A 26234-nucleotide genomic window follows, 5' to 3' on the forward strand; every position below is an offset into this window, starting at 1 on the left:
TCACTCCGGGTCGCGGACGGTGATCCGGGCCCCGGGGCTGACCTTCTGCAGCGCCTCGGCGAGCTCCTCGCCGGCCGTGCGCAGCTCGTCGAGGGTCATCGGCGTGAGGGACTCCAGGAGGAAGACGGCGTCGGTGGTGTCGTCGTCGATCCGCGTGCGCGGGCCCTGGCGCCAGTTCCAGCGGCGGCAGGTGACGCCCGCCTCGTCGCACCAGATGACCTCGCCGGGCTCGGGGTGCTCCACGGTCTCCTCGCCGCCGGCGACGGTGACGAACTCCTCCTCGCCGGTGGCCCGGACGAGCCGCATCGCGCCCTGGATCTTGTTCAGGTCCTCGCCGCCGACCGGGATGAGGTGGGCGACGCTGATCGCGTTGTAGGCGTCGACGAGCCGGTTGATCCGGGGCAGTCCGCCGTCGGCGAGTGCCCGCTTGGCCAGCGCCTCGGCGGAGTTGCGGGTACGGGAGGGCTTGGCACCGAACGCGGAGTACGCGGCGCGCCAGGCGGCGACGTGCGGGTCCTTGTCCGGCGCCTGTCCGTCAAGACGCTCGGCCAGGCGTCGGGCGGCCTCGTCGAGCAGGGCCGAACTGGTCTCGTCGCTGGGCCCGTTGACGAGTCCGCGGGCCTCGACCGCGAGGTGGGTGAAGCCGGGCACGAGGGTGCGCACCTCGTCGGAGACGGTGAGCGTCAGGGTCATGATCCGCCGTTCGAATTTTCCGGAATTCACAGTTCCGTGGGGAGCGTCTGCCAGAGGTACGGCCGGTCGGGCGCCGCTTGCAGCGCCGCGAGAACGGCCGGATGCGGTTCAGCATAGAGCACCGGATAATCCAGTTCACTGAACTCCGGTCGAGCGGTCCACGCCAACCGCTCCTCCCCCAGGGAGAATTGGGCGTCGACGCCGGGCTTGTTCCCCCGGACGTCCTGCCGGGCCCACTCCGCCGCGCCCGGCAGCCGGACGGCGACCAGGCCGTGGACGACCGGATCGGAGCCGTCGTCGTCGGCGAGCCGCTGGTAGCAGAGGGCGGCCGGGATGCCGCGGGCCCTCAGCAGGGCCGCGTACGCGATGGACTTGGCGTAGCAGATGCCGGTGCCCTGCTCCAGGACGTCGGAGGCGCGCCAGGTGACGCGCAGATCCCCGGAGTCCTGGGAGTGGGGAATGGTGTCGCGGACGAACTCGTAGGCCGCTTTCGCGTATGAGTATGCATCGGGATGCCCTGCGGAGAGCCGTTCGGTGGCGGCCCGGACCGTCGGGTGATCATGGTCGACTGCCTCACCCACGGCCAGGTAGGCGGCGATGTCGGGGTTCTGCTGGATGAGTTCCATGCGGCGCGAGCATACGAATGCGGCCGGACGGAAGTCAATGACTTTCCATCCGACCGCATATTCATACCTCAAGGGGAGTGGCGCTATCGCGCCATCTCCTCCTTCAGCGCCTGGAGGAAGGCGTCCACGTCGTCCTCCGTGGTGTCGAAGGAGCACATCCAGCGCACGTCGCCGGCCGCCTCGTCCCAGAAGTAGAAGCGGAAGCGTTCCTGCAGCCGTCGGGTGACCTCCTGCGGCAGTCGCGCGAAGACCGCGTTGGCCTGGACCGGGTAGAGGATCTCCACCCCGTCCACGCCCCTCACACCGGCCGCGAGGCGTTGCGCCATCGCGTTGGAGTGGCGGGCGTTGCGCAGCCACAGGTCCTTGGCGAGGAGCGCCTCCAGCTGGACCGACACGAAGCGCATCTTCGAGGCGAGCTGCATGGACAGCTTGCGCAGGTGCTTCATGTGGCTGACCGCGTCCGGGTTCAGGACGACCACGGCCTCGCCGAAGAGCATGCCGTTCTTCGTCCCGCCGTACGAGATGACGTCGACGCCCACCGCGTTGGTGAACGCTCGCATCGGCACGTCGAGGGAGGCGGCCGCGTTGGCTATGCGGGCACCGTCGAGGTGGACCTTCATGCCCTTGGAGTGGGCGTGCTCCACGATCGCCCGGATCTCGTCCACCGTGTAGACGGTGCCGAGCTCGGTGTTCTGGGTGATCGAGACGACCTGCGGCATCGCGCGGTGCTCGTCCTCCCAGCCCCAGGCCTGCCGGTCGATCAGCTCGGGGGTGAGCTTGCCGTCCGGAGTGGGCACGGTGAGCAGCTTGAGGCCGCCCATCCGCTCCGGCGCGCCGCCCTCGTCCACGTTGATGTGGGCGGACTCGGCGCAGATCACCGCGCCCCAGCGGTCGGTGAGCGCCTGGAGCGCGGTCACGTTGGCCCCGGTCCCGTTGAAGACCGGGAAGGCCTCGGCCGAGGGGCCGAAGTGGCTGTGCATGATCCGCTGCAGGTGCTCGGTGTACTGGTCCTCGCCGTAAGCGACCTGGTGGCCGCCGTTCGCGAGGGCGAGGGCCGCGAGGACCTCGGGGTGGGCGCCGGCGTAGTTGTCGCTGGCGAAGCCCCGGACCGACGGGTCGTGGTGACGACGGGCGTCGGTCCTGGGGCCCAGGGCCGCTGTCACGGCTTGGGGGTCAGCCACAGGCGCTGTCCATTCACTTCCTGAGCGGGCCGGTCCCAGAGTCCGGCGATGGCGTCGGCCAGTTCCTTGACGTCGGTGAAGCCCGCGAACTTCGCATTGGGGCGTTCGGCGCGCATGGCGTCGTGCACCAGTGCCTTGATCACCAGGATCGCAGCAGCCGCCTGCGGGCCCTCGTCGCCCCCCGCCTTGCGGAAGGAGTCGGCCATGGCGAGGGTCCAGGCCTCGGCGGCCGCCTTGCCCGCGTTGTACGCGGCGTTGTTGGCCAGCGGCTTGTGCGCGCCGACCTGGCTGACCAGGGCGTAGCGGCCGCGGCCGCCGCTGCGCAGCAGGCCGTCGTGGAAGGCGATGGAGGTGTGCTGGACCGTGCGGATCAGCAGCTTCTCCAGGAGCTCCCAGTCGCGGGGGTCGCTCTCCGTGAAGGAGGGGGCGCCGCGCCAGCCGCCGACGAGATGGACGAGGCCGTCGATGCGGCCGAACTCCTTCTCGGTCTTGTCGGCCCATTCGCGCGTGGCGGCCAGGTCCAGCAGGTCCACCGTGTCGCCGACGACCGTGGCGCCGCCGTGGGCGTAGCGGGCGTCGTCGACCGCCTCGGCCAGCCGCGCCGGGTCGGCGTCGGACGCGACCACGGTCGCACCGGCCTCGGCGAGGCGCAGCAGGGCGGCCCGGCCGGCCGGCCCGGCCGCGCCCGCGACCGCGATGACCGCGCCGTCGAGCGGCCCACCGTTTCCGTTCGCGTTCATGGGCGACGCCTCCTCCGTGTCCTCCGTACGTGCGCTCACGCGGCGGCCTGCTCGGTCCGCGAAACGTCCGAGCGGATCCCCTTGGTCGCGGCGATCACGCCCTTGAGCTTCTTGGCGAGGGCCTCATAGAACATGCTGAGCGGAAACTCGTCCGGAAGCACGTCGTCGACGAGCTTGCGCGGCGGGAGGGTCAGGTCGAGGGCGTCGGGGCCCTTGGCCCAGGTGGAGCCGGGGTGCGGGGCGAGGTAGGTGGAGACCAGCTCGTACGCCTTGAACCAGTGGACGAGCTTGGGGCGGTCGATGCCGTCGCGGTACAGCTTCTCGATCTCGGCGCAGAGCTGGTTGGTGATCTCCGGAGCGCGCAGCCAGTCGATCTTCAGCTTGTTGTCGGTCCAGCGGATCACGTCGTGCTTGTGCAGGTACGCGAAGAGCAGCTGGCCGCCGAGGCCGTCGTAGTTGCGGTTGCGGTCGCCGGAGAGCGGGAAGCGGAACATGCGGTCGAAGAGCACCGCGTACTGCACGTCACGGCCGTGGGCGTTGCCCTCGGCCTCCAGCTTCACGGCCTCCTTGAAGGCGGTGAGGTCGCAGCGCAGCTCCTCGAGGCCGTACATCCAGAACGGCTGGCGCTGCTTGATCATGAACGGGTCGAAGGGCAGGTCGCCGTGGCTGTGGGTGCGGTCGTGGACCATGTCCCACAGGACGAACGCCTTCTCGCAGCGGTCCTGGTCCTCGACCATGGCGGCGATGTCCGCGGGCAGCTGGATGCCGAGGGTGTCGACGGCGGCCTCGGTGACCTTGCGGAAGCGGGCGGCCTCGCGGTCGCAGAAGATGCCGCCCCAGCTGAAGCGCTCGGGCGCCTCGCGCACGGCGATGGTCTCCGGGAAGAGGACGGCCGAGTTGGTGTCGTAACCGGCGGTGAAGTCCTCGAAGGTGATGCCGCAGAACAGCGGGTTGTCGTAGCGGGTCGCCTCGAGCTCGGCGAGCCACTCCGGCCACACCATGCGCAGCACGACGGCTTCCAGGTTGCGGTCCGGGTTGCCGTTCTGGGTGTACATGGGGAAGACGACCAGGTGCTGGAGCCCGTCCCGGCGGTCGGCGGCCGGCTGGAAGGCGAGCAGCGCGTCGAGGAAGTCGGGGACCTCGAAGCCGCCCTCGGACCACTTGCGCAGGTCGGCGACGAGCGCGCGGTGGTAGGCGGCGTCGTGCGGGAGCAGCGGGGAGAGCCGCTCGACCGCGGCGACGATGCGCTCGACGGTCCGCCCGGCCAGGTCGCGCGCCGGCGCGCCCTCGGCCTCGAAGTCGATGGAGCCGTCCGCGCTCTGCCAGGGGCGGAGCTCCTCCACGGCATTCTTGAGCTCGGGCCAGGCAGGGTGGTCGACTACAAGAGCGTCGGCGGATATCCCCCCACCGGTCACGTCCTGCACAAGAATTTCCGTCATTCCTCTTCCTCCACAGGAGAACCTTGCGTCAGGACACCGTAACCGTCCACGGATCTTTCCTACAAGGGGGTGAAGGGAAAATCTCCTGCACTACCCCCCATCGGGCCGCGTTTTTTCCTGTCCGACGGGGTAGAAAGCCGAGAAATACGGGGTTCCGCGTGGACGCTTCCGGTTTCGGCCCCAGCGATTAGGCTGCGCCCCGAGCCGCACCGGGCCCGGCGGAGCCGGGGCCGGACATCGACGGAAGCGAGAAGATCTTGAGTTTCCTCACCATCGGTCATCGCGGAGTCATGGGCGTCGCGCCCGAGAACACCCTGCGCTCCTTCGTCCGTGCCGAGCAGGCCGGCATGGACGCGATCGAACTCGACCTCCATCTCAGCAAGGACGGCGCCCTCGTCGTCATGCACGACGCCGACGTCGACCGCACCACCGACGGCACCGGGCCGATCGCCGAGAAGACCCTCTCCGAGCTGCGGGAGCTCGACGCGGGCGACGGCGAGCGCGTCCCCGTCTTCGAGGAGGTCCTGGACGCGGTGCGCGCCCCGCTCCAGGCCGAGATCAAGGACGTCGCGGCGGCCCGGGCGCTGGCCCGGGTGCTCAACGGGCGCGATCTGACCGGGCGGGTGGAGGTGCTCTCCTTCCACGACGAGGCGCTCGCGGAGATCCGCGGGCTCGTGCCCGGGGTGCGCACGGCGCTCGTCGCCGACCACTGGGGCGCCGACGTGGTGGACCGGGCGCTCGCGGTGGGCGCCGGGGCCCTGGTCCTCAACATCCGGCACCTCACCCAGGAGACCGTCGAGCGGGCGCACGCGGCGGGGCTGCGCGTCATCGGATGGGTGGTGAACACCCAGGACGATCTGCGCCTGGCGCGCGCCCTTGAGCTGGACGGCGCGACGACCGACCACCCGGAGATCCGGCGCACGGGGCGCTTCACCGCGTGAGCGGGGGCGCGCCGCGCCCACGCGGGCGCGCCCCCGGCCGGTGCGCTCGGGCGCGGCCTGGTGCGCCGGCGCGGCACGGCCGGTGCGCTCAGGCGCGGCCTCATGCCTCCGCTCAGACGAGTTCCTTGACCAGGAGCTCGAATTCCAGGTCGTCGCGCTGCGGCACGCCGAAGCGCTCGTCGCCGTACGGGAAGGGCGTCATCCGGCCCGTACGGCGGTAGCCGCGCCGCTCGTACCAGGCGATGAGCTCCTCGCGCACCGAGATCACCGTCATGTGCATCTCTCGCACGTCCCACAATTCGCGCACCCGGCGCTCCGCCTCGGTGATGATCTGCCGGCCGAGACCGGCGCCCTGGAGCTCGGGGCGGACCGCGAACATGCCGAAGTAGGCTGCCTCGCCCCGGTGTTCGAGCTGGCAGCAGGCCACGATCACGCCGTCCTGCTCCACCACCATCAGCCGGCTTCCGGGCGTGGTGATGACGGCCTCGACGCCCTCGGGGTCGGTGCGCCGGCCCTGCAGGATGTCCGCCTCGGTGGTCCAGCCGGCCCGGCTCGAGTCACCCCGGTAGGCCGACTCGACGAGCGGGACGAGCGCCGGGACGTCGTCCGTGACGGCGTCGCGGTAGGTGATCCGGCCGGTCTGCTGGGGTGCGGCGGTGTCCATGTGTGCGGGTCTCCCCTCGGGCGCTGGCGATCGGCGTACGCGATCGCCCCGAGCCTAGCGCGCCGCGCACTCCCCCCTCGTACACCCGTGCGCGCCCGTGCGCCCGCGTGGGTACGGCGGGGGCCGGGCATGCACCCGGAGTCGGGACGGCGAGGAGGGGGGTCTGCCGTGCACGGACCGGGTCCGTCCGGCTGGCTGCTCGTGGCACTGTGCGCGGCCGGCGGGGCGTACTGCCTGCTGCGGATGCGGCGCAGCGCCGGCCGGGAACGCAGGGCGGCCGGGAGCGAGGCCGTCATGGGCTTCGGGATGGCGGCGATGGCGCTGCCCGCCGCGGCCCTGACACCGCCTGGCTGGGTGCCTCCGCTGTACGCGGGGGTGTTCGGGCTCGCGGCGGTGTACGGGCTGGCCGGCGCGGTACGGCGCGGGGGCGACCATCTGCACCATCTGCACCATCTGGTCGGCTCGTTGGCCATGGTCTACATGGCGGTGGCGATGGCGGCCGCGCCCCCGCCGGCCTCGACGGCCGAGGGCCACGCAGGACACGCGGCGGCCGGCACCGGGGGCATACCCGTGGTGACGGGGGTGCTGCTCGCGTATTACGGGGTGTACGTGCTGCGCTCCGGCACGCGGCTGGTGCCGGTGGCGGTGCAGGCGGTGCCCGCGGGGCCGGCCCGGTCGGCCGGCGTCCCGGCCGGCGGGGCCTTCGCGGTCCTGCCGGAGCTGACGCTGGTGTGCCGGCTGTCCATGGCGCTCGCGATGCTGGCGATGCTCCTCACCCTCTGAGTGGCGCGCGGGGCGGGAGCGGACCGTGGCGTGCGTCACTTGATCCGCAAGGGCATACCCCCGCGTAGTACCGGCTCATAGGCTGGCGCCATGTTGGTCTCCCTCGCGCTGCTCGCGCTCGGCGTCCTGACCGCCGTCGTGGCCCCGCGGCTCCTGTCGCGGACCGACTGGGCGGAACGGGAACCCGTGGTGGCGCTGTGGGTGTGGCAGTGCGTCGTGGCGGCGGTGCTGCTGAGCTTCGCGCTGTCCATGACCTTCAGCGCGGCGGCCGCCTGGCAGGCGGTGCGCGGCCAGGTCTTCGCGGGCGCGCCGCACGCGGTGGTCGAGGCGTACGAACTCGGCGCGAACGGCCCCTGGTCGGCCGTGCTCGCCGTGCTGCTCGCCGCGGGCGGGGTGTGGACCGGGGCGATGCTGGGGCGCGAGATCGGCCGGGCGCGGGCCCGCCGCAAGCGCCGCCGCTGCGAACTGCTCGTGCGGGCGCCGGTGTTGCCCGGCGAGGAGGTCTCGGGCACGGAGCGCCTGGTGATCCTCGAAGGCGAGCGCGCGGACGCCTGGTGGCTGCCGGGCGGCACGCCACGGCTGGTCATCACCACGGGCGCGCTGGGCCGGCTGAAGGGCCGGCAGCTCGACGCGGTCCTGGCGCACGAGCAGGGACACGCCCGGGCGCGGCACGACTGGCTGTTGCATTGCGCGTCGGCACTGGCGGGCGGCTTCCCCGGGGTGCCGGTCTTCGCGGCCTTCCGCGGCGAGATGCACCGGCTGGTGGAGCTGGCGGCGGACGACGTGGCCTCGCGCCGGTTCGGCCGGCTGACGATCGCCCTCGCCCTGGTCGAACTCAACGAGGACCGTGGGGTGTTCGGGCCGGGACCGGCCACGGACGCCGACCTGCCGCAGCGCGTCAACCGCCTCCTGACGGCCACGCCCCGCCTTGACCCCGCCCGCCGGCTCCGGCTGACGGCCGTGGCGGCTCTGGTGCCCGCGGTGCCCGTCCTTGTGGCGTTCGTGCCCGCCCTGTCGGCGCTCGGCTGACCCGCGTACACGACACTCCGGGGCCGTCGGGCAGGATCGGCCCATGCGCATCTCCGCCGCCGTCTCCGGCGTCCTGGCCGTGCTGTTGCTCGTCCTGGTGGCCGTGGGGTGGCCTCCGCTGCTCGGCCTCGACCGGGACGTGGCCGACGCGCTGCACCGCCATGCGGTCGCCGAACCGGGGTTCACGCGGTTCAACCGGGTGCTGTCGGACTGGGTCTGGGACCCGTGGACCATGCGCGCGACGGCCGCCGCCGTGGTGGTGGCGCTGTGGTGGCGGCGCGAGCGTCTCCTCGCGCTCTGGGTGGCGGGCACGAGTCTGCTCGCGGCGGGCCTCCAGCAGGGGCTGAAGGAGCTGGTGGGCCGGGAGCGGCCGAGCTGGTCGGATCCGGTCGATTCGGCGCGGTACGCGGCGTTCCCCTCGGGGCACGCCATGACGGCCACAGTCACCTGCGGGCTGCTGCTGTGGGTGCTCGCGCTCCACTGGCGCGAGGGGTGGCGCGGCTGGGGCACGATCGCCGGCGCCGCCGTGGTGTCGGTCGTCGGGGTGGGGTGGACCCGGGTGTACCTGGGCGTCCACTGGCCGTCGGACGTGGTGGGCGGCTGGCTGTTCGGCTGGACCGCCGTGGCGGTGGCGATCATCACGTTCCGCCGCGTGAGCCCCGGGCGCCGACCACCGGCCGCCGATACGGACACCGGAGGCAGAATGGGAGATACACAGTGAAGCCGCCTGTTCTGGACGATCCCCCGCGTCGCCCAGAACAGACGGCATGTCCCGCTTCCGGCCACGAGGGCGCGACAGCAGGACGCGCTGAGTATATTGGCTGGGAGCCAGTCAACGCAGGAGTCCAGCATGTCCCCGCGTAGCGCATCGGTCAATGAAGAGCTTCGGAGGCGTTCGCGCGAGCGGATCCTGCAGGCGACCGTGGAGCTGGTCGACGAGCGTGGCTACGAGGCGACGACCCTGGCCGACATCGCCGCCCGCGCCGGTTCGGCACGTGGCCTGATCTCGTACTACTTCCCCGGCAAGCGCCAGCTCCTGCAGTCGGCGGTGCACCGGCTGATGCACCTGACCCTGGACGAGGCGCTGGAGCGCGAGCCGCGCACGGAGGACGGCAGGGAGCGCCTGGCGCGGGCCATCGACGCGATCCTGGGGCTGGCCCGGGACCGCCCGGTCCTCATGCGGACGCACATGGCGGGCATCCTCCAGGCGGAGGGCTTCGTGCAGTGCCCGGAGCAGCAGCGGCTCGCGGCGCTGCTGCGCGACACCGTCGAGCGGCACAGCGCCGAGAACGCCAAGAACGGTGAGAACGGTGAGAACGGTGAGAACGCCGGGAACACGGAAACGGACTACCCGCTGCTGCGGGCGCTCCTGATGGGCGCGGTGTTCGCCGTGCTGCTGCCGGGGGCGCCGATGCCGATTCCCCGGCTGCGGGCCGAGCTGTTCCAGCGCTACGGGCTCGACTGGGAGCAGGGCATGCCGCCGGACGGGGGTCCGCCCGGCGGCGGCGGGTCGATCCCTGCTAGTCGAAGTAGTCAGGCTGCGTCTGGACGTTGAGCTCGTCCAGCCGGACCTTCCTCGCCTTGTCCGTGCGCTTGTCGCTGAGCTTCAGGACGTCGAAGCCCTTGGCGATGTCGTTCGAGTAGATGTAACCGTTGTAGTAGTACGCGGACCAGGAACCGCCGGTGGTGAGGGTGGTCGCCGACACCGGGCCGCGCTCGAAGAAGGCGATCTCCTGGGGGCGGCGGGAGTCGGTGAAGTCCCAGACCGAGACACCGCCCTGGTACCAGGCCTGGACCATGATGTCCTTGCCCTTGACCGGGATCAGCGAGCCGTTGTGGGCGACGCAGTTCTCGGTGTCGGCCTGGTGGCGCGGGATCTTGAAGTAGCTGCGGAAGACCAGCTTGCGCTTGTCGCCCTTGCCGACGATGTCGTAGATGCCGTCCGCGCCGCGGTTCGGGCCGGTGGCCTCGTTGCAGGTGGCGCCGACGCCGCCGCCGAGCTCGTCGGTGAAGACGACCTTGTCCGCCTTCTGGTTGAAGGTCGCGGAGTGCCAGAACGCGAAGTTGACGTTGTCCTGCACCTGGTCGATGACCCGCGGGCGCTCCGGGTCCTTGATGTCGAACAGGATGCCGTCGCCCATGCAGGCGCCGGCGGCCAGGTCCTCACCGGGCAGCACGGTGATGTCGTGGCAGCCGGTGGTCTTGGAGACACCCGGGTTGGCGGGACCGCCGGGGTTGCCGCCGCCGTCCGGGCCCTCGCCGGGGAAGAGGACCGGGAAGTTGACGACCCTGGCCTGCTCGGGCGCCTTGCGCGGCACCTTGATGACCGAGATGCCGTCGTGCGGGGGCTGGCAGTCCGGGAAGGCCGCGTTGGGCGAGTACGAGGAGACGTAGACGTACACGTCCTTGCGCTTGGGCACCAGCGTGTGGGTGTGCGAACCGCAGTTGGTCTCCACGGCGGCGACGTACTTCGGGTTCGCGATGTCGCTGATGTCGAAGATCTTCATGCCCTCCCAGGACTCCTTGACGGAGGCCGGCTGCGACACGCTGGCGCAGGAGTTGTCGCTGCGGGAGGAGTCGGTGGACAGGAAGAGCAGGTTTCCGGAGACGGAGACGTCGTTCTGGGAGCCCGGACACAGCACCTGCGCGACGGTCCTGGGGGACTTCGGGTTGCTGACGTCGAAGATCCGGAAGCCGTCGTAGTTGCCGGCGAAGGCGTACTTGCCCTGGAAGGCCAGGTCGGAGTTGGTGCCCTGGAGGGCGTCCTTGGGGAGGTTGACGAGGTGTTCGATGTTGGGGCTGTGGACGACCTCGTCCACGCCGGGTATCTCACCGCTCTGGATGGCGGTTCGGGCGTCGGCCGCCTGCTGCCCGGTGACCGTCCCCTGCACCGTGGCGTCGCCGGGGTCGGGTGTGGCGGCCGCGGGTCCGGCGGCGAGCAGGCTGACCAGCAGTCCGGCGGCGGCGGTCGCCACACCCAGGCCTCTGATCCGTGCGCGCGGGGTACTCGTGGTACGCAACGAAGTCACTCCGTCCTCATCGATATCCGTTCGCGGTTGAACGGTGGATGGACCCCGGCAGTATCTTCCTTAGCGTGCACATCTCAACAGATGGCAACAGAGACGTAATGAAGAAACTCCAGCTCCAGCCGGTCGAAGTCGCGGAAACTGTCGAAAAGGTCGAACTGCCCGTGGAGGTCTCGTTGTTGAACCGCCGTGTCCGTGGTTCCGTCGCCCTGGCGCTTGGCGCCGCCGCCGTGTTCGCCCTGGCCGCCTGCGAGTCGGGGCCGGACGCGGGGACGTCCGCACCGCAGGCCAAGGGTTCCGGCGTGGTGGTGGCCCCGGGCAAGCCGGGCGAGCCGGCGAAGAAGCTGTCCCCCGAGGAGGCGGCCAGGCTGCTGCCCGACGAGCGGCCCAACGGCGCCGACTTCACCTACGTACAGATGATGATCGAACACCACAAGCAGGCGCTCACGATGACCGCGCTGGTGCCGCAGCGGGCGGAGTCACCGAAGGTGAAGAAGGTCGCGGAGCGGATCTCCGCGGCGCAGGGGCCGGAGATCGGGGCGATGGAGGGCTGGCTGAAGAACAACGGCGGGCCGCGCCCGCAGACCGGCCACGACCACCACTCCATGCCGGGGATGGCGACCGAGGCGCAGCTGGCCGAGTTGCGCACCGCCAGGGGCAAGGCCTTCGACACGCTCTTCCTGCAGCTGATGATCACCCATCACGAGGGTGCGGTGACGATGGCCGCGGAGGTCCTGAGCCAGGGGAACAACGTGCTCGTGGAGGAGATGGCCGGCGACGTGATCGCCCAGCAGACGGCGGAGATCAACCGGATGCGCGCCTTGTAGGGCCTGCGCGCCCACTCCCCCGCCGGGCCCCGCGGTGCCATGCTGGAATCCTCCCGGCGGGAAGGGGTGTCTCGTGCTTCGCGTCGCCGTCGTCGGCTCGGGTCCCAGTGGGGTCTACACCGCGCAGGCACTGGTCCAGCAGACGGCCGTGCCCGGGATCAGGGTCGACGTCCTTGACCGGCTGCCCTGCCCGTACGGTCTCGTACGGTACGGGGTCGCGCCCGACCACGAGAAGATCAAGTCGCTCCAGGGCAACCTGCGGACGGTCCTGGAGGACGAGCGCGTCGCCTTCCTCGGCGACGTGGAGGTCGGAGCGCACGGGCTCACCCCGGCGCGGCTCCTGGAGCTGTACCACGCGGTGGTCTACTGCGTCGGCGCCGCGCGCGACCGGAAGCTCGGGGTGCCCGGCGAGGACCTCGCGGGCAGCTTCTCGGCCACCGAGTTCGTCTCCTGGTACAGCGCGCACCCGGACGCCGTGCACGACGGATTCGGCCTCGACGGGCCCGGCGCCGTGGTCGTCGGGGCGGGGAACGTGGCCGTGGACGTGGCCCGGGTCCTGGTGCGGCGGGCCGAGGAGCTGCGCCCGACCGACGTGCCGCAGGACGCGCTCGCGGCGCTGGCGGCGAGCGGGGTGCGCGAGGTGCACATGGTCGCCCGGCGCGGGCCCGCGCAGGCGAAGTTCACCACCAAGGAGCTGCGCGAGCTGGGCGCCCTGCCGGACACCCGGGTGCTGGTCGACCCGGCGGAGCTCGCCCTCGACCCGGCCTACGCCGACCCGTCGGGCCTGCCCGCGGTCAACCGGCGCAATCTGGAGGTCGTACGGGGCTGGGCGGCCGCCCCCGCCGACGGCGCCGCCGCGGCCGGGCGGGGCATCCGGCTGCGCTTCTTCCTGCGGCCGGTGGAGATCCTCGGCGAGGCCGGCCGGGTCACCGGGGTCCGCTTCGAGCGCACGGCACCGGACGGCACCGGGGGCGTACGGGGCACCGGGCGGTACGAGGAGATCCCGGCCGGCCTCGTGCTGCGGGCGGTCGGCTACACGGGGGCGCTCCTGCCCGGGCTCCCCTTCGACCCGGCGCACGGCACGGTCCCGCACGCGGCGGGCCGGGTACTGCGGGACGGCGAGCCGTCGCCGGGGGAGTACGTGGCGGGCTGGATCAAGCGCGGCCCGACCGGCGTGATCGGCACCAACCGCCCTTGCGCCAAGGAGACCGCGACCTCCCTCCTGGCCGACGCCCCGGCCCTCGCCCGGCGCCCGGTCGCGGACGACCCGGTGGCCGCCCTGCGCGCGCTCGGGCACCGGCCGGTGGAGTGGCGGGGGTGGCTGGCGATCGAGCGGGCGGAGGCGGCGCTCGGCAGCTCGCTGGGCCGGGACCGGGTGAAGATCCCGGACTGGGCGGGACTGCGGGACGCGGCGCGGGAGGCGACGGGCTGACCCGGGGCTCGGGCGGCGGCGCGCTTCCCGTGCACCGGCACGCGCCGTTGCGGTCGCGTCCGACCGACGGGAGGGCTACCGCTCGCCGAGGCGTTCCGCCTGGGCGCCGGCGGCCGTCAGGATGCTGTCGATGAGGCCGGGGAAGAGGGCGTCGAGGTCGTCGCGGCGGAGCATGTTGAGCTTGGCGGTGCCCCGGTAGATCTGCCGGATCACGCCGCTCTCGCGGAGCACGCGGAAGTGGTGGGTGCTGGTCGACTTGGTGACCGGGAGCTCGAAGTACGAGCAGCTGAGCTCGGCACCGTCCTCGGCCAGGGTCATGGCGCGCACGATGCGCAGCCGGACGGCGTCCGACAGGGCGTGCAGCACGGGTTCGAGCCGGATGTCCTCACGCGCGGGGTGTTCGAGCACCCTGGGGTTGGTCGCGGTCGTCACGGCTGCGGCTCCACTTCTGTCCGGGTGTGCGGGCTGCCGGGCGGCTCTCGGGAATGTGTGCGGTCATTGTACGAGCATCCTCGTAGTTTGACAGGCGCCGTACTACGACGGGTATCGTACGAAGCCCCCCTCCAGGAAGTACCCGAGACGCCGAAACGGAGTCCGCCATGAGCGCCGCGCTCTTCGAGCCCCTCTCCCTCAGGTCCCTGACCGTGCCGAACCGCGTGTGGATGGCCCCGATGTGCCAGTACTCGGCGGAGCCGGCCGGCCCCGCCGCCGGCGTGGCGAACGACTGGCACTTCGCCCACTACGCGGCCCGCGCCACCGGCGGCACCGGTCTCATCCTGACCGAGGCCACCGCCGTCGCCGCCGAGGGCCGGATCAGCCCGTACGACCTCGGGATCTGGGACGACGCCCAGATCGAGGGCCTGCGGCGGATCACCGGGTTCCTGAAGGAGCACGGCGCCGTCCCCGGCATCCAGATCGCGCACGCGGGCCGCAAGGCCTCGACCGACCGGCCGTGGGGCGGCCGGGGGCCCGTCGACCCCGCCACCGGTCTCGGCTGGCAGCCGGTAGGCCCAAGCCCGGTCGCGTTCGCCGACGACCACCCCGTACCGACCGAGCTCACGACCGAGCGGATCCACGAGATCACCGGGCAGTTCGCCGACGCGGCCCGCCGCGCGCTCGCCGCCGGATTCCAGGTCGTCGAGGTGCACGGCGCCCACGGCTACCTCATCGGCGAGTTCCTCTCCCCGTACAGCAACCGGCGCACCGACGAGTACGGCGGCTCCTTCGGGAACCGCACCCGCTTCGCCCTCGAAGTCGTCGACGCCGTACGGGCCGTGTGGCCCGAGGAACTGCCGCTGTTCTTCCGGATCTCCGCCACCGACTGGCTCGACGAGCAGGGCTGGACGCCGGACGACACCGTCCGCTTCGCCGCCCTGCTGCGCGCGCACGGCGTCGACCTGCTCGACGTGTCCAGCGGCGGCAACGGCGGCGCGGCCCGGATCCCGGTGGCCCCCGGCTACCAGGTGCCGTTCGCCGCCCGCGTCAAGGCGGAGACCGGGCTTCCGGTCGCCGCGGTCGGGCTGATCACGGAGAGCGGCCAGGCGGAGAAGATCGTCGCCAACGGGGAGGCGGACGCCGTCCTGCTCGGCCGCGAACTGCTCCGCGACGCCTCCTGGGCCCGCCGCGCCGCGCGCGAGCTGGAAGCCCGGACGCACGCCCCGACGCCGTACGCCTGGGCGATCTGACGCGCCGGGCCGCGCCACGGGGCGCCGTTGTCAGTGGCCGGGTGCAGACTGGCCCGTATCCGCGACAACGGCGTCCTGGAGGTGTCGGCATGACCGACGTGCTACTGACCGTGGGCACCCGCAAGGGTCTCTTCCTCGGCCGCAGGCGAGACGGCCACTGGTCGTTCGGCGATCCGTGCTTCAACGCCCAGGCGATCTACTCGATCGGGATCGACAAGCGCCGCCCGGTCCCCAGGATCCTCGTCGGAGGGGACAGCTCGCACTGGGGCCCCTCCGTCTTCCACTCCGACGACCTGGGCACCACCTGGACCGAACCGGCGCGGCCCCCGGTCAAGTTCCCGCAGGACACCGGGGCTTCGCTGGAGCGGGTCTGGCAGCTGCACCCGGCGCCCGCGCACTCCCCCGACGTCGTGTACGCGGGGACGGAGCCCGCGGCCCTGTTCCGGTCCGCCGACGGCGGGGAGTCCTTCGAGCTGGTGCGGCCCCTGTGGGACCACCCCACCCGCAGGCGCTGGGAGCCGGGCGGCGGTGGCGAGGCGGTGCACACCGTCGTCACCGACGCGCGCGACCCGGACGCCGTGACGGTCGCCGTCTCGACCGCGGGCGTGTTCCGCTCCCTCGACGGCGGGGCGAGCTGGGCGCCCGCCAACCAGGGCGTGTCCGCGGTGTTCCGGCCCGACCCGCACCCGGAGTTCGGCCAGTGCGTGCACAAGATCGCCCAGGACGCGGGCGACCTTGACCGGCTCTATCTGCAGAACCACTGGGGCGTGTTCCGCAGCGACGACGCCGGCGGGAAGTGGACCGACATCGGCTCGGGGCTGCCCTCCGACTTCGGCTTCGCCGTGGCCGCCCACCCCCACCGCCCGGACACCGCCTACGTCTTCCCCATCACCGCCGACTCCGACCGCGTCCCCGCCGGCCGGCGCTGCCGGGTCTTCCGCACCACCGACGCCGGCGCGAGCTGGGAGCCGCTGACCCAGGGCCTGCCGGAGGGCGACCACTACGGCACGGTGCTGCGCGACGCCCTGTGCACGGACGACGGCGACCCGGCCGGCGTCTACTTCGGCAACCGCAACGGCGAGGTGTACGCGAGCGCCGACGACGGGGACAGCTGGCAGCTCCTCGCCGAGCACCTGCCGGACGTGCTGTGCGTGCGGGCGACGGTGATCGGATGAGCGGCAGCGCCCACGGGGGCCGTGGTGACCGGATGAGCGGCAGCGCCCACGGCGGCCGTGGTGACCGGCCGGCCGGACGGTGAGCGGACCCGGGTGTCCGGCTGCGCCAGTAGAGTGACGGGCGTGGCAGCACGACCGTTGAACGAAATCGTCGAGGCCGGGTGGGCGCACGCGCTCGCGCCGGTGGCCGAACGCATCGCCTCGATGGGCGACTTCCTCCGGCAGGAGATCGCCTCCGGGCGCACGTACCTGCCCGCCGGGGCCAACGTCCTCAGGGCCTTCCAGCAACCCTTCGACGAGGTGCGGGTCCTCATCGTCGGACAGGACCCCTACCCGACGCCCGGGCACGCGGTGGGCCTGAGCTTCTCCGTGGCGCCTGACGTGCATCCGCTGCCGCCGAGCCTGGAGAACATCTACCGGGAGATGCACACCGACCTGGGGCTCCCGCGGCCCTCGAACGGCGATCTGACCCCCTGGACCCGGCAGGGCGTCCTGCTGCTCAACAGGGCGCTCACCACGGCCCCGCGACGGCCGGGCGCCCACCGCGACAAGGGCTGGGAGGCGGTCACCGAGCAGGCCATCAAGGCGCTGGCGGCGCGCGGGAAGCCGCTCGTGTCGGTGCTGTGGGGGCGCGACGCCCGCAATCTGCGGCCGCTGCTCGGCAACCTCCCCGCCATCGAGTCCTCGCACCCCTCGCCGATGTCCGCCGACCGCGGCTTCTTCGGCTCGCGGCCGTTCAGCCGCACCAACGAACTGCTGCTCCGGCAGGGCGCGCAGCCCGTGGACTGGCAACTGCCGTGACCACGGGAGGCGGGCGGGCCGCGGACGACCTGGTCGTCGGCGTCGACTCGGGCGGGTCGGGCCTGCGGATCGCGCTCGCGCGCGCCGCGGACGGCCACGTCCTGGGCACCGTCGCGTCCCGCGAACCGGTACGCACCGGCCCCGGCGGGATCGACGCCGGCCATCTCCTCGACCTGCTGCTGCCCGCCGTCGCGACGCTGACGACGAAGGCCCACGGCACGGCGACGGCCCGCGGCGCCGTCGTCGCGGCCGCCGTCGGCGCGGCCGGGATGGCGACGCTCGGCGACCGGCTGCGGGCCGAACTGCCCGGTGCCCTCGAACGGGCCTGGGGCGTACGGCGGCTCGCGCTGGCCGCGGACGCCGTCACCGCGTACGCCGGGGCGCTCGGTCAGCGGCCGGGCGCCGTCGTCGCGGGCGGCACCGGTCTCGTCGCCATCGGCACCGATCTGTCCGGCTGGCGCCGGGCCGACGGCTGGGGGCATCTGCTCGGCGACTGCGGCAGCGGCGCGTGGATCGGCCGCGCCGGGCTCGAGGCGGCGATGCGCGCGTACGACGGGAGGCACGGCGGCTCGGCCGCGCTCTTGGCGCGCGCCGAGGAACGTTTCGGTCCTGCGGCCGGTCTGCCGGGCGCGCTGTACCCGAGGAGCGACCGGCCGGCCGTACTGGCCTCCTTCGCGCCGGACGTGGCGGCCTGCGCCGCCGAAGGCGACCCGGTGGCGGTGGCGGTCATCGAGCGCGCCGCAAGGCACATCGCGGAGGCCGCGGCAGCCGTCTGCCCGGCCGGGGAGGACGGCGAAGTGGCACTGACGGGTGGGCTGTTCAAGACGGGCGAGCCGCTCCTCGGCCCGCTGCGGAAGGAACTCGGCGTGCTGCTGCCGCAGGCGCGCGAAGTAACCGCCGCGGGCGATCCGCTGGCCGGAGCGGTGACGATCGCCGCCGCGCTCGCCGCAGGAACGCTGCGGCTGCCCGAGGATCCACGGCTGCTCCGACTCACCAGGTAAGCGGCGGTTCCCGTTCAGTTCGGACATAGAGGGACGGAATTCGCTCAGCCGCACCTCACCGAACTGCGCGACAGGCAAAACCAGTAGCATGCGGCGCCATGAGCTCCCCCACTGGGCCCACTCCCGGCCTGCCTGTACGAATGCCGCGACCCCGCCAGTCCGGGCGGCACCGTCGCCCTGAACCCGTGGCGGCGCCCGAGGGCGCTCCCGCGCTGGTTCTCGCCGTCCCCGGCGTGCCGTCGGCCGCCATACGCTCGCTGGCCGAGGAGGTCGTGAGCATCGCCCGCTCGGAGCTGCCCGGCCTGGAGGCCGTGATCGGCTACCTGGACGGCGACGACACCGAGTACCCCACCCTCGCCACGGTCCTCGCGCGGGCCGCGGCGCTGCGCACCGAGCGGTACGAGCTGGCCCTGGCCGCCGGCCGCGAGGTCACCGCCCCCGAAGGCCCGGCCGCGGTCGTGGTCCCGCTGCTCGCGGGCCCGGACAGCGCCCTGCTGCGGCAGGTCCGGCAGGCCGTCCTGGACAGCGGCGGCACCGCCGAGCTGACCGATGTGCTCGGCCCGCACCCGCTGCTGGCCGAGGCGCTGCACGTGCGCCTCTCGGAGGCCGGTCTGGCCCGCGCCGACCGCGCCCGGCTGTTCACGGTCGCCACGGCGGCCGACGGCATCATCCTGGCGACGGTGGGCGGCGACGAGGCGGTCCAGGCCGCCGGTATCACCGGCATGCTGCTCGCGGCGCGGCTGGCCGTGCCCGTGATCGCGGCCGCCCTCGACCAGGAGGGTTCGATCGCGGCGGTCGCCGAGCAGCTGCGCGGCTCCGGCTCGGAGCAGCTCGCGCTCGCCCCCTACCTGATCGGCCCCGAGCTGGCCGAGGGCCTGCTCGACGCGGCCGCCAAGGACGCGGGCTGCGCCTCGGCCGAGGCGCTGGGCGCGTATCCGGCGATCGGCAAGCTGGTGCTCTCGCAGTACGCGGCGACGCTCGGCATCAACCCGCAGCAGGGCTCGCCGGTCCAGTGACCTGAGGCCGTGCAGGCCGACCGTGACGGGAAGGGCCCGCACCGGATGCGCTTGGGTGCGTCCGGTGCGGGCCCCTCCCGTGTGCCGGGTTCGTGTGACCGGGCTCGTGTACCCGCGTTCGGGCCTCGGCCGGTGTCCGCCTCAGCCGAAGACGACGCAGGACGCGGCGGGGGCCGGGAGGGAGCCCGTACGGGTCGGCAGGCCGGTCTCCGGGTCGAGCGTGAACCAGGTGACGTCACCGGAGCGCTCGTTCGCCGCGTACAGGTGGTGGCCGGAGGGCGCGAGGGCGAGGTCGCGGGGCCAGTGGCCGCCACAGGGCACGGAGGCGACCAGGCGGGCGTTCTCACCGGTCTCGTAGAGGGCGAGGACGGCGAGGGTGTCGTCGCCGCGTACGGCGGCCCACAGGAAGCGCCCGCCGGGGTCGACGACGACCTCGGAGGGGTAGCTGGGCCCCACACCGCCCTCGGGGACGACGGGGGTCTCGCCGAGCGGTTCCAGGACGCCGTCCTGGGCGTCCCAGCGGCACACGGTGAGGGTGGGCTCCAGCTCGTTCAGGACGTAGGCGTGGCGGCCGTCCGGGTGGAAGGCGAGGTGGCGCGGCCCGGTGCCGGGGCGCAGGGGGGTCGCGCCGTGCGGGCGCAGCGCGCCGGTGGCGGGGTCGAGGGCGCTGACGGCGACGGAGTCGGTGCCGAGGTCCACCGCCAGCACCCAGCGGCCGCTCGGGTCGGGCAGCACCTGGTGGGCGTGCGGGGCGGCCTGGCGGTCGGTGACGGGTCCGGAGCCCTCGTGGCGCACGAGGCCGGTGGCGGCCCCGAGGGAGCCGTCGGCGGTACGGGGCAGGGAGGTGACGCTGCCGGAGCCGTAGTTCGCCGTGAGGACGTGTCCGCCCGCCACGGCGAGGTGGGTGGGGCCCGAGGCGCCGACGGGCACGGGGGCGCCGAGTAGCCGGGGCGCTGGGCCGGTGACGTCAAAGGCGGCCGCGGCGCCGGCGTCGGTCTCGGAGACGGCGTACAGCACGTCACGGGGGCCGTCGAGGGCGAGGGCGAGGAAGGACGGGTCGGCGACGGCGTCACTCGCTCCGGTGACGCTCAGCGCGCCGGTGTCCTGGTCCACCTCCGCGGCGAGCACGCCCCGGCCCCCCGCCGAGGTGAACGATCCGATGAATGCCCGCGTACGGCGTGTGTCGCCCACGGCGCCTCCCCTGTCCGGTGCCGGTCACGGCAGACCGGCCGTCGTTCCGGCCGACGGTAGCAGGCGGTCTAGACCAAGTTGGATCAGTGGGGTGCGCCGGGCAGGGACGCGGCCCCGCCCGGTCGGGCGGGAAGGTCAGGCCGCCGGGACCAGCGGGGCGCGCGGGGACGTGCGCAGCGGGGCGGCCAGGTCGACCAGGGCGCGCTCCAGGCCGTGGAGGTGGCCGAGGGCCGCTTCGGCGCCCGGGTGGTGCGGGAGCAGGCCCGCGGGCGTCACGGCCTGGACGCCCTTGCCGCGCACCTCGCCCGCCGGCGGGACCAGGGCGTGGACGGCGGCCTCGACGCGCCAGGCGGCCGCGACCAGGCGGGCGTCGTGCGAGGCGTCGGGGTCGGCGGCGACGGCGGTGAGGCCGCGGGTCTCGCGGGCGCAGTCGTCGAGCAGCGCGAGGACCCGGCGTGCGCGGGCCTTGCGGGCGCGCAGCGGGCTCAGCGGGTGCACGAGGGGCGCGAGCGAGAGCCGGGCGCGGCCGAGGAGAAGGTCGAGCTCGGCGGCGTGCGGCGCCGGGTCGGCCTCCGGGTCGCCCGCGAGTCGCCGTGCGGCGGCGGTGGTGCAGGCGTGCACGCAGCTCACGGCCCGCTGGATCCAGGCGTTGGTCGCCGCGTGCGTGGTGACGGGCAGCAGCGCCACGCCGACGGCCGCGCCCAGGGCGCCGACCGCGGTCTCCTCGAAGCGGAGCAGGAGCAGTCCCGGGTGCAGGACGCCGAGGAGCCCGTACAGCAGTCCCGCCATGACGGTGACGAAGAACATCATCCAGCTGTACGAGAGCGGCGCCGTGTAGAAGATCCCGAACACGCAGACGGCGACGAGCGCGGCCGTCGGCGCGGCGGCGCCGCCCAGCGGCAGGGCGATGAGCAGGCCGGCGGCGATGCCGGTGACGGTGCCGACGACCCGGCGGAAGCCGCGGACGAGGGTCTCGCCGCGCGAGGCGGTGTTCACGAAGATCCACCACGCGGTGCCGACCGCCCAGTACCAGCGCTCCTGCGACAGGATCTGGCCCGCGGCGAGCGCGACCGCGCAGGCCGCGGTGGCCTGGAAGGCCTGCCGGGTGGTGGGCCGGGCGAGCCCGGTGCCGGGCAGCGGGGCGGGGGCCGCGGGCGGCGGGACCCGCCGCTCGATGCACCAGGCGACGAAGCGGACGGCACCGGCCGAGCCGAGCGCGAGCAGCACCGCGGCGAACAGCTCCGGCAGCTGCGCGGGCAGCGCGTGCAGGAACTGGGTCACGAAGAACTGCATGAAGGCGAAGATGCCGAGCGCGTGGCCGCGCGGCCCCCAGCGTCGCGCGTACACGCCCACGAAGACGACGAGCAGCCAGGCACTGTCGCGCAGCAGCGGTACGCCGTGCAGGGCGGTCGCGAGGGCGAGGACGGGGAAGCCGGCGAGCGGCAGCAGGGCCGTGGTGACCATCTGGCGGCGCACGGTGGGGTCGCCCACGGTGAACAGGGCGAGGAGCGCCGCGAGTCCCGCGGTGATGGAGGCGGTCAGGGAGAGACCGGCCAGCTCGGCCACGGCGACGGCGAGGCCGGTGCCGAGGACGGCACGCGTGGCCACGCGCAGCCGTACCCTGCCCGGGTCGGGCGCCACGCACACCTGACGGAGCAGTCGGCCACCGGCCGCCAGGCCCTTCTTCACGACGGTCGTTCCGCCCCCGCTGCCGTACACACACCCTCTTCGTCGTCGCCGTGACTCGCGCGGACATGACGATGGCGCCGCGGGGCCGGGGCCCGGCCACCTCGCCGGTCCGGCGCTTGCGCGGCGCCATCTGTCCACTTCTCTCACAATAGGAAACCATCCGTCCGCCCACTGGCTCAACCGGTGGGCTGGAAGGTGGGCCATTGGTACAGTCGAAGTCCCGGAGCATCGGCCAGAAGGGGGCCAACGGACCATGACGGTGGACGAGCTCGACACCCGCATCCTGCGACTCCTCATCGAACAGCCGCGCACCAGCGTGCGCGAGTACGCGCGGATCCTCGGCATCGCCAGAGGCACCGTCCAGGCCCGGATCGACCGGCTCGAACGGGACGGGGTGATCACCGCGACGGGACCCGTGCTCTCCCCGGCGGCGCTCGGGCACCCCGTGCTCGCCTTCGTGCACATCGAAGTGACGCAGGGACATCTCGACGAGGTCGGGGACGCCCTGGCGACCGTCCCGGAGATCGTGGAGGCGTTCTCGATCACGGGCGGCGGCGATCTGCTGACCCGGGTGGTCGCGCGCGACGCGGGCCACCTGGAGGACGTGATCCAGCGCCTGATCCAGCTGCCCGGGGTGGTGCGCACCCGGACCGAGATCGCCCTGCGCGAGCGGGTGCCGCACCGGCTGCTTCCGCTGGTGGAGGCGGTGGGGCGGGGGGCTTCGTAGCGGGACGGAGGTCTCGGGACGCTCCACGCGTGGTTCCCGTGCCGACAAGGCGAGGCGGGCCCCGGTGCGCGGGCCACCGTCCTGACCGGAGCCGGCGACTGCGGCCGCGACGCGACGCCCCCGCCGCACCCCGAGCCGGCGCCGTTCACCACGATCGCCTGGCGGCTCAGCCACCTGAACGAGATGTTCGCGCTGCGCACCGACCACACGGCCGGCAGCCGCAGCCTGACCCGCGACGACTTCCACAGCCGGGGTGACGCGTCCGCCGCGCTCGCGGACTTCGAGGCGGCCACCGACGCCTGGCACGCGCTGCTGCTCTCGCTGGACGACGCGACCCTCGACACGGTGGGGTACAGCTCGTACCCGCACGGCAGCGACCCGGAGGACCTGTTTCCTGGACGTCGTGTGGTGGATGAACCAGGAACTCCTCCACCACGGCGCGGAGATCGCCCTGCTCAGGGACCTGTACCGGGCGCGGGGCGCAGCCCGCTGGCCCTGCCGTGCCGGGGCCTCGCGTGGGACGATGGGAGGGATCCGTTCCTCGCGCGAGCAAGGAGGCGACCATGTCGAGGATCAACGCCTCGGTGGACATCGACCGTCGTCCCGAAGAGGTCTTCGCCTACGTGACCGACCCCACGCACCTGCCGGAATGGCAGGAGAGCGCGGTCGCCGTGCGGCACACCGGCGGCACCATCGGCCATGTCGGCCAGCAGGTCTCGGTCACCCGGCGGATGGGACGCCGGGACGTCCACACGACCATGGAGCTGACCGAGATCGACCCGCCGCGGAGCTGGCACGTCCACGGCGTGGACGGCCCCGTACGCGGCGACATCCAGGGCACCATCGAGCCGCTCGACGGAGGCGCGCGCTCGCGCCTGACGCTGTCCCTCGACTTCGAGGGCCACGGCATCGGCAAGGCGCTCGTCCCCCTCGTCGTCAAGCCGGCGGCCCGCAAGGAGATGCCGGTGGACGAGCAGAAGCTGAAGGGAATCCTGGAGCGGGGCGGCGTCTGACAGGCGTGCGGGTGCGGATACGGGGCAGCTCCGTGCGGGTGCGGGTCAGCTCGGCATCGTACGGGCGAGCAGCACCGCCACGTCGTCCTGGGCCGGTACCGGCAGCAGGCCGGACAGCACGTCGTCGCACAGGTCGTCCAGGGGTCGGTCCGTGTCCCGTAGCGCCTCGGCGAGTTCGGTCATGCCCTGGTCGAGGTCGCGGTCCCGGGCCTCGATGAGGCCGTCGGTGTAGAGGACGAGCAGGCCGCCGGGCGGCAGGGCGACCTTCTGGGTGCCGAACTCGTGGGCGCCGGTTCCCAGCGGCGTGCCGGGAGGCCCGTCGAGGAAGGTGATCGCGCCGTCCGGGGTGACCACGGCGGGCGGGGGGTGGCCCGCGCGGGCGATGGTCCAGACGTGGGTGGCGGGGTCGTGGACCGCGTACACGCAGGTGGCCATCTCGTCCTCGCCGAGGTCGCCGACGACCGCGTCCAGGGAACGGAGCATCCGTGCGGGCGCGATGTCGTGGCGGGCCAGGGTGCGTACGGCGGTGCGGAGTTGACCCATGACTGCGGCGGCGTGGATGCCGTGGCCCATGACGTCGCCGATGACGAGACCGGTGCGGCCGCCGGGGAGCGCGACGACGTCGAACCAGTCGCCGCCGACGTCGTGGTCGCTCGCGGGCAGGTAGCGGCCGGTGAGCTCCAGGCCCTTGACGTCGGGCAGCGCGTTGTTGGTGAGGCTGCGCTGGAGGGTGAGGGCGGCCTGCCGCTGGGTGGTGTAGAGGCGCGCGTTGTCGATGTTGAGCGCGGCCCTGGCCGCGATCTCGTCCATCAGGACGCGGTCCTCCTCGTCGAAGGGTTCGCGGGTACGCAGCCGGGTCACCGAGACGGTGCCGAGCACCTTGCCGCGGGCGACAAGCGGGATGAGGCGGGCCGAGCCGATGCGGGTGGCGAGGTAGCTGCGCAGGGACTCGAGGCGCGGGTCCCTGATGAGGGCCGGGATGTCGGCGGTGAAGAGGTCCATGGCGCGGGCGTCGGTGATGACCTCCTCGTAGACGGAGTCGAGCGGTATCTGGAAGGTGCGGCCGACGCCGAGCAGCGCGGTGGGTGCGGTCGGGTCGGGGAAGGCGGCGGCGAGGCGGCGCAGCACCCCTCGCGTGGCGGCGGTGGACTCGTCGGGCTCCAGGACGGATTCGAGGAGCTGGACGTCGGCGGAGTCGGCCAGCTGGGGGACGAGGAAGGCGACGACCTCCTCGGCCGTCTGCCGCAGGTCGAGGGTGGTGCCGATCCTGGCTCCGGCCTCGGCGAGCAGGGCGAAGCGGTGCCGGGCGCGTTCGACCTCGATGTGGGCCTGCTGGCTGTCGGTGATGTCGATGAGGGAGGCGATCACCCCGAGGGGCCGGCCGGCGTGGTCGAGGAGGGGCGCGTAGGAGTTGGACCAGATGTGGTCGTGGCCGGGGTCGGCGGGGGTGCGGCCGACCCTGCGGGCGTCCACGACGGCGGTGCCGGTGTCGAGCACCTGGCGCATCAGCGCCTCCAGCGCGCCGGCGTTCACGCCGGGCACGACCTCGGTGAGCCGTCGGCCGATGTGGTCGGCGGTCGGGACGCCGTTCATCCGGGCGAGGGCGTCGTTGACGCGCAGGAAGCGCAGGTCGGGGCCGAGGGTGGCGAGGCCGATGGGCGACTGGGTGAAGAGGGACTCGAGGGCGGCGAGCGACTCGCGCATGCGCAGGACCTGCGAGGTCTCGACGGCGATCAGCATGGCGCCGGGGCGGCCCTGCGGGTCGGCGGCGGGCACGATCCACATCTCCATGACGACGTGGTGGCCGTCGCGGTGCCGTACGGGCAGGGTGCCGACGACGGTCTCGCCGGCCTGCACCCTGACGGTCAGGCGCTCGGCGAGCTCGCGGTTGCCGTCGGGGACGAGGAGCGGGGTGGCCAGACGCCCGATCACGTCCTCCGGACGGTGCCCGAGGAGGTCCTGGGCGGCCAGGGACCACTCGACGATCCGGCCCTGCGTGTCCTCCCGCCACAGAGCGATGGGGAGCAGGTCGTTGAGCACGCCCGCGTATCCGACGGCCGCCCGGGGCGGCTGCGGAACCCTGCTCGGCGACTGGTGAGTGTGCAACGCATCGACCTACGCATCAGCCTGGCCCCGAGGGGCGCAATCACGACCGCGATCATGTCCGCAATCACGACCGATTACCTATCGAATCACCCTATCCGAGACATCTCAGACGGGCGCTGTGTGGCTGGGCCGAGCGGTGAGGGGCGGGGGTTCGCCACCCGCTCCGCCGCCTCCGCTATGGGGATACCCCCCGGGGGTCGGATTCCGTAGTTCTACGGATGTGCGGGCGCGGGCCGCTCTGCCAGAGTCGGGGAACACGTCCCTGAAGCGATGCCCAGCCAGGATGTACGCCCATCCAAGATGCATGCGCATCCAAATGACCTCGAGGAATCCGAGATCGCCCCGCACAAGTCCCACACGTTCCAGGTCGATCTGCGTGGCCTGGTGGATCTGCTCTCCCACCACCTCTACTCCAGCCCCCGGGTCTACCTGCGCGAACTGCTGCAGAA

At 73.0% G+C, this 26234-nt stretch carries 25 protein-coding genes and 1 pseudogene; 15 read left to right on the top strand and 11 right to left on the bottom strand.

The genetic code is table 11. The features are described 5' to 3' along the window. The 5 genes from ACIGEZ_RS29870 to ACIGEZ_RS29890 form a co-directional block, all read right to left on the bottom strand. A complete protein-coding gene (locus ACIGEZ_RS29870) occupies positions 1–693 on the bottom strand; it encodes a B3/4 domain-containing protein (RefSeq protein ID WP_399837130.1) in 693 nt (230 codons plus the stop codon). Positions 694–719: 26 nt separating this feature from the next. Next, a complete protein-coding gene (locus ACIGEZ_RS29875; protein ID WP_399837133.1) occupies positions 720–1319 on the bottom strand; it encodes a transglutaminase family protein in 600 nt (199 codons plus the stop codon). 83 nt (positions 1320–1402) lie between these two features. Next, positions 1403–2482 carry a threonine aldolase family protein gene (locus tag ACIGEZ_RS29880; protein ID WP_399837135.1) on the bottom strand — a complete coding sequence of 360 codons (1080 nt, stop codon included), beginning with the start codon at positions 2480–2482 and terminating at the stop codon, positions 1403–1405. Beyond that, the gene (locus ACIGEZ_RS29885) at positions 2479–3240 is read right to left on the bottom strand and encodes an SDR family NAD(P)-dependent oxidoreductase (protein WP_399837137.1); all 762 of its coding nucleotides are present in this window, start codon (positions 3238–3240) and stop codon (positions 2479–2481) included. Before ACIGEZ_RS29885 ends, ACIGEZ_RS29880 begins: the two co-directional genes overlap by 4 nt. 35 nt (positions 3241–3275) lie before the next feature. Then, complete coding sequence (locus ACIGEZ_RS29890; protein ID WP_399837139.1) at positions 3276–4679, bottom strand: DUF6421 family protein; 1404 nt, start codon at positions 4677–4679, stop codon at positions 3276–3278. A gap of 257 nt (positions 4680–4936) precedes the next feature. On the opposite strand from ACIGEZ_RS29890, the gene ACIGEZ_RS29895 reads away from it, so the two are divergent. Then, positions 4937–5620: a glycerophosphodiester phosphodiesterase gene (locus ACIGEZ_RS29895; protein WP_399837142.1), complete on the top strand. Its 684-nt coding sequence runs from the start codon at positions 4937–4939 to the stop codon at positions 5618–5620. A 112-nt stretch (positions 5621–5732) separates the two neighbouring features. Here ACIGEZ_RS29895 and ACIGEZ_RS29900 read toward each other — a convergent pair whose 3' ends face one another. Further along, the gene (locus tag ACIGEZ_RS29900) at positions 5733–6284 is read right to left on the bottom strand and encodes a GNAT family N-acetyltransferase (protein ID WP_399837144.1); all 552 of its coding nucleotides are present in this window, start codon (positions 6282–6284) and stop codon (positions 5733–5735) included. 168 nt (positions 6285–6452) lie between these two features. On the opposite strand from ACIGEZ_RS29900, the gene ACIGEZ_RS29905 reads away from it, so the two are divergent. The 4 genes from ACIGEZ_RS29905 to ACIGEZ_RS29920 all read left to right on the top strand — a co-directional run bounded on the left by ACIGEZ_RS29905 (position 6453) and on the right by ACIGEZ_RS29920 (position 9651). Further along, complete coding sequence (locus ACIGEZ_RS29905; protein ID WP_399837147.1) at positions 6453–7067, top strand: DUF5134 domain-containing protein; 615 nt, start codon at positions 6453–6455, stop codon at positions 7065–7067. Between the two features lie 90 nt (positions 7068–7157). Then, positions 7158–8096 (top strand): M56 family metallopeptidase, encoded by a 939-nt coding sequence (locus ACIGEZ_RS29910; protein ID WP_399837150.1) that lies wholly within the window; start codon positions 7158–7160, stop codon positions 8094–8096. 43 nt (positions 8097–8139) lie between these two features. After that, positions 8140–8817, top strand: coding sequence for a phosphatase PAP2 family protein (locus ACIGEZ_RS29915; RefSeq protein WP_399837153.1), 678 nt, complete (start codon positions 8140–8142; stop codon positions 8815–8817). A 129-nt stretch (positions 8818–8946) separates the two neighbouring features. Further along, positions 8947–9651 (top strand): TetR/AcrR family transcriptional regulator, encoded by a 705-nt coding sequence (locus ACIGEZ_RS29920; RefSeq protein ID WP_399837157.1) that lies wholly within the window; start codon positions 8947–8949, stop codon positions 9649–9651. Here the strand turns inward: ACIGEZ_RS29920 and ACIGEZ_RS29925 are convergent. After that, a complete protein-coding gene (locus ACIGEZ_RS29925) occupies positions 9617–11125 on the bottom strand; it encodes an LVIVD repeat-containing protein (protein ID WP_399837159.1) in 1509 nt (502 codons plus the stop codon). The genes ACIGEZ_RS29920 and ACIGEZ_RS29925 overlap by 35 nt on opposite strands. 98 nt (positions 11126–11223) lie before the next feature. On the opposite strand from ACIGEZ_RS29925, the gene ACIGEZ_RS29930 reads away from it, so the two are divergent. Beyond that, positions 11224–11949 (top strand): DUF305 domain-containing protein, encoded by a 726-nt coding sequence (locus tag ACIGEZ_RS29930; protein WP_399837162.1) that lies wholly within the window; start codon positions 11224–11226, stop codon positions 11947–11949. Between the two features lie 73 nt (positions 11950–12022). Then, positions 12023–13381: an FAD-dependent oxidoreductase gene (locus ACIGEZ_RS29935; protein WP_399837165.1), complete on the top strand. Its 1359-nt coding sequence runs from the start codon at positions 12023–12025 to the stop codon at positions 13379–13381. Between the two features lie 75 nt (positions 13382–13456). On the opposite strand, the gene ACIGEZ_RS29940 is transcribed toward ACIGEZ_RS29935, so the two are convergent. Next, positions 13457–13813 carry an ArsR/SmtB family transcription factor gene (locus ACIGEZ_RS29940; protein ID WP_399837168.1) on the bottom strand — a complete coding sequence of 119 codons (357 nt, stop codon included), beginning with the start codon at positions 13811–13813 and terminating at the stop codon, positions 13457–13459. A gap of 167 nt (positions 13814–13980) precedes the next feature. Here ACIGEZ_RS29940 and ACIGEZ_RS29945 point away from each other — a divergent pair, with 167 nt between their 5' ends. From ACIGEZ_RS29945 to ACIGEZ_RS29965, 5 genes are all read left to right on the top strand, one after another. After that, entirely contained in the window at positions 13981–15066 is a 1086-nt protein-coding gene (locus tag ACIGEZ_RS29945) for an NADH:flavin oxidoreductase/NADH oxidase (protein ID WP_399837171.1), read from the top strand. An 89-nt stretch (positions 15067–15155) separates the two neighbouring features. Continuing rightward, the gene (locus ACIGEZ_RS29950; RefSeq protein ID WP_399837174.1) at positions 15156–16241 is read left to right on the top strand and encodes a WD40/YVTN/BNR-like repeat-containing protein; all 1086 of its coding nucleotides are present in this window, start codon (positions 15156–15158) and stop codon (positions 16239–16241) included. Positions 16242–16364: 123 nt separating this feature from the next. Further along, positions 16365–17042 (top strand): uracil-DNA glycosylase, encoded by a 678-nt coding sequence (locus tag ACIGEZ_RS29955; RefSeq protein WP_399837177.1) that lies wholly within the window; start codon positions 16365–16367, stop codon positions 17040–17042. After that, positions 17039–18043, top strand: coding sequence for an N-acetylglucosamine kinase (locus ACIGEZ_RS29960; RefSeq protein ID WP_399837180.1), 1005 nt, complete (start codon positions 17039–17041; stop codon positions 18041–18043). The genes ACIGEZ_RS29955 and ACIGEZ_RS29960 overlap by 4 nt, the downstream gene beginning before the upstream one ends. Before the next feature lie 98 nt (positions 18044–18141). After that, entirely contained in the window at positions 18142–19059 is a 918-nt protein-coding gene (locus ACIGEZ_RS29965) for a sirohydrochlorin chelatase (protein WP_399837183.1), read from the top strand. 141 nt (positions 19060–19200) lie between these two features. On the opposite strand, the gene ACIGEZ_RS29970 is transcribed toward ACIGEZ_RS29965, so the two are convergent. Next, positions 19201–20250 (bottom strand): lactonase family protein, encoded by a 1050-nt coding sequence (locus tag ACIGEZ_RS29970; protein ID WP_399837185.1) that lies wholly within the window; start codon positions 20248–20250, stop codon positions 19201–19203. Positions 20251–20385: 135 nt separating this feature from the next. Next, entirely contained in the window at positions 20386–21897 is a 1512-nt protein-coding gene (locus ACIGEZ_RS29975; protein ID WP_399837199.1) for an FUSC family protein, read from the bottom strand. A 295-nt stretch (positions 21898–22192) separates the two neighbouring features. Between ACIGEZ_RS29975 and ACIGEZ_RS29980 the strand changes: the two genes are divergently transcribed. From ACIGEZ_RS29980 to ACIGEZ_RS29990, 3 genes and pseudogenes are all read left to right on the top strand, one after another. Then, positions 22193–22666, top strand: coding sequence for an Lrp/AsnC family transcriptional regulator (locus ACIGEZ_RS29980; RefSeq protein ID WP_399837188.1), 474 nt, complete (start codon positions 22193–22195; stop codon positions 22664–22666). Between the two features lie 30 nt (positions 22667–22696). After that, positions 22697–23144 (top strand): annotated as a pseudogene (locus tag ACIGEZ_RS29985) (DinB family protein); the annotation flags it as partial. Positions 23145–23229: 85 nt separating this feature from the next. Next, positions 23230–23679 carry an SRPBCC family protein gene (locus ACIGEZ_RS29990; RefSeq protein ID WP_399837191.1) on the top strand — a complete coding sequence of 150 codons (450 nt, stop codon included), beginning with the start codon at positions 23230–23232 and terminating at the stop codon, positions 23677–23679. Positions 23680–23724: 45 nt separating this feature from the next. Here the strand turns inward: ACIGEZ_RS29990 and ACIGEZ_RS29995 are convergent, their stop codons facing one another. After that, positions 23725–25785: a SpoIIE family protein phosphatase gene (locus ACIGEZ_RS29995; RefSeq protein WP_399837193.1), complete on the bottom strand. Its 2061-nt coding sequence runs from the start codon at positions 25783–25785 to the stop codon at positions 23725–23727. Positions 25786–26234: the final 449 nt, after the last annotated feature.

It is taken from the genome of Streptomyces sp. NPDC085481, from assembly GCF_044541845.1.
Lineage (GTDB): Bacteria > Actinomycetota > Actinomycetes > Streptomycetales > Streptomycetaceae > Streptomyces.

Excerpts from the sequence above, each read along its gene's own strand:
- ACIGEZ_RS29870 (WP_399837130.1), bottom strand. The coding sequence starts at position 693 with ATGACCCTGACGCTCACCGTCTCCGACGAGGTGCGCACCCTCGTGCCC.
- ACIGEZ_RS29875 (WP_399837133.1), bottom strand. The coding sequence starts at position 1,319 with ATGGAACTCATCCAGCAGAACCCCGACATCGCCGCCTACCTGGCCGTG.
- ACIGEZ_RS29885 (WP_399837137.1), bottom strand. The coding sequence starts at position 3,240 with ATGAACGCGAACGGAAACGGTGGGCCGCTCGACGGCGCGGTCATCGCG.
- ACIGEZ_RS29890 (WP_399837139.1), bottom strand. The coding sequence starts at position 4,679 with ATGACGGAAATTCTTGTGCAGGACGTGACCGGTGGGGGGATATCCGCC.
- ACIGEZ_RS29900 (WP_399837144.1), bottom strand. The coding sequence starts at position 6,284 with ATGGACACCGCCGCACCCCAGCAGACCGGCCGGATCACCTACCGCGAC.
- ACIGEZ_RS29910 (WP_399837150.1), top strand. The coding sequence starts at position 7,158 with ATGTTGGTCTCCCTCGCGCTGCTCGCGCTCGGCGTCCTGACCGCCGTC.
- ACIGEZ_RS29915 (WP_399837153.1), top strand. The coding sequence starts at position 8,140 with ATGCGCATCTCCGCCGCCGTCTCCGGCGTCCTGGCCGTGCTGTTGCTC.
- ACIGEZ_RS29920 (WP_399837157.1), top strand. The coding sequence starts at position 8,947 with ATGTCCCCGCGTAGCGCATCGGTCAATGAAGAGCTTCGGAGGCGTTCG.
- ACIGEZ_RS29930 (WP_399837162.1), top strand. The coding sequence starts at position 11,224 with ATGAAGAAACTCCAGCTCCAGCCGGTCGAAGTCGCGGAAACTGTCGAA.
- ACIGEZ_RS29945 (WP_399837171.1), top strand. The coding sequence starts at position 13,981 with ATGAGCGCCGCGCTCTTCGAGCCCCTCTCCCTCAGGTCCCTGACCGTG.
- ACIGEZ_RS29950 (WP_399837174.1), top strand. The coding sequence starts at position 15,156 with ATGACCGACGTGCTACTGACCGTGGGCACCCGCAAGGGTCTCTTCCTC.
- ACIGEZ_RS29965 (WP_399837183.1), top strand. The coding sequence starts at position 18,142 with ATGAGCTCCCCCACTGGGCCCACTCCCGGCCTGCCTGTACGAATGCCG.
- ACIGEZ_RS29980 (WP_399837188.1), top strand. The coding sequence starts at position 22,193 with ATGACGGTGGACGAGCTCGACACCCGCATCCTGCGACTCCTCATCGAA.
- ACIGEZ_RS29990 (WP_399837191.1), top strand. The coding sequence starts at position 23,230 with ATGTCGAGGATCAACGCCTCGGTGGACATCGACCGTCGTCCCGAAGAG.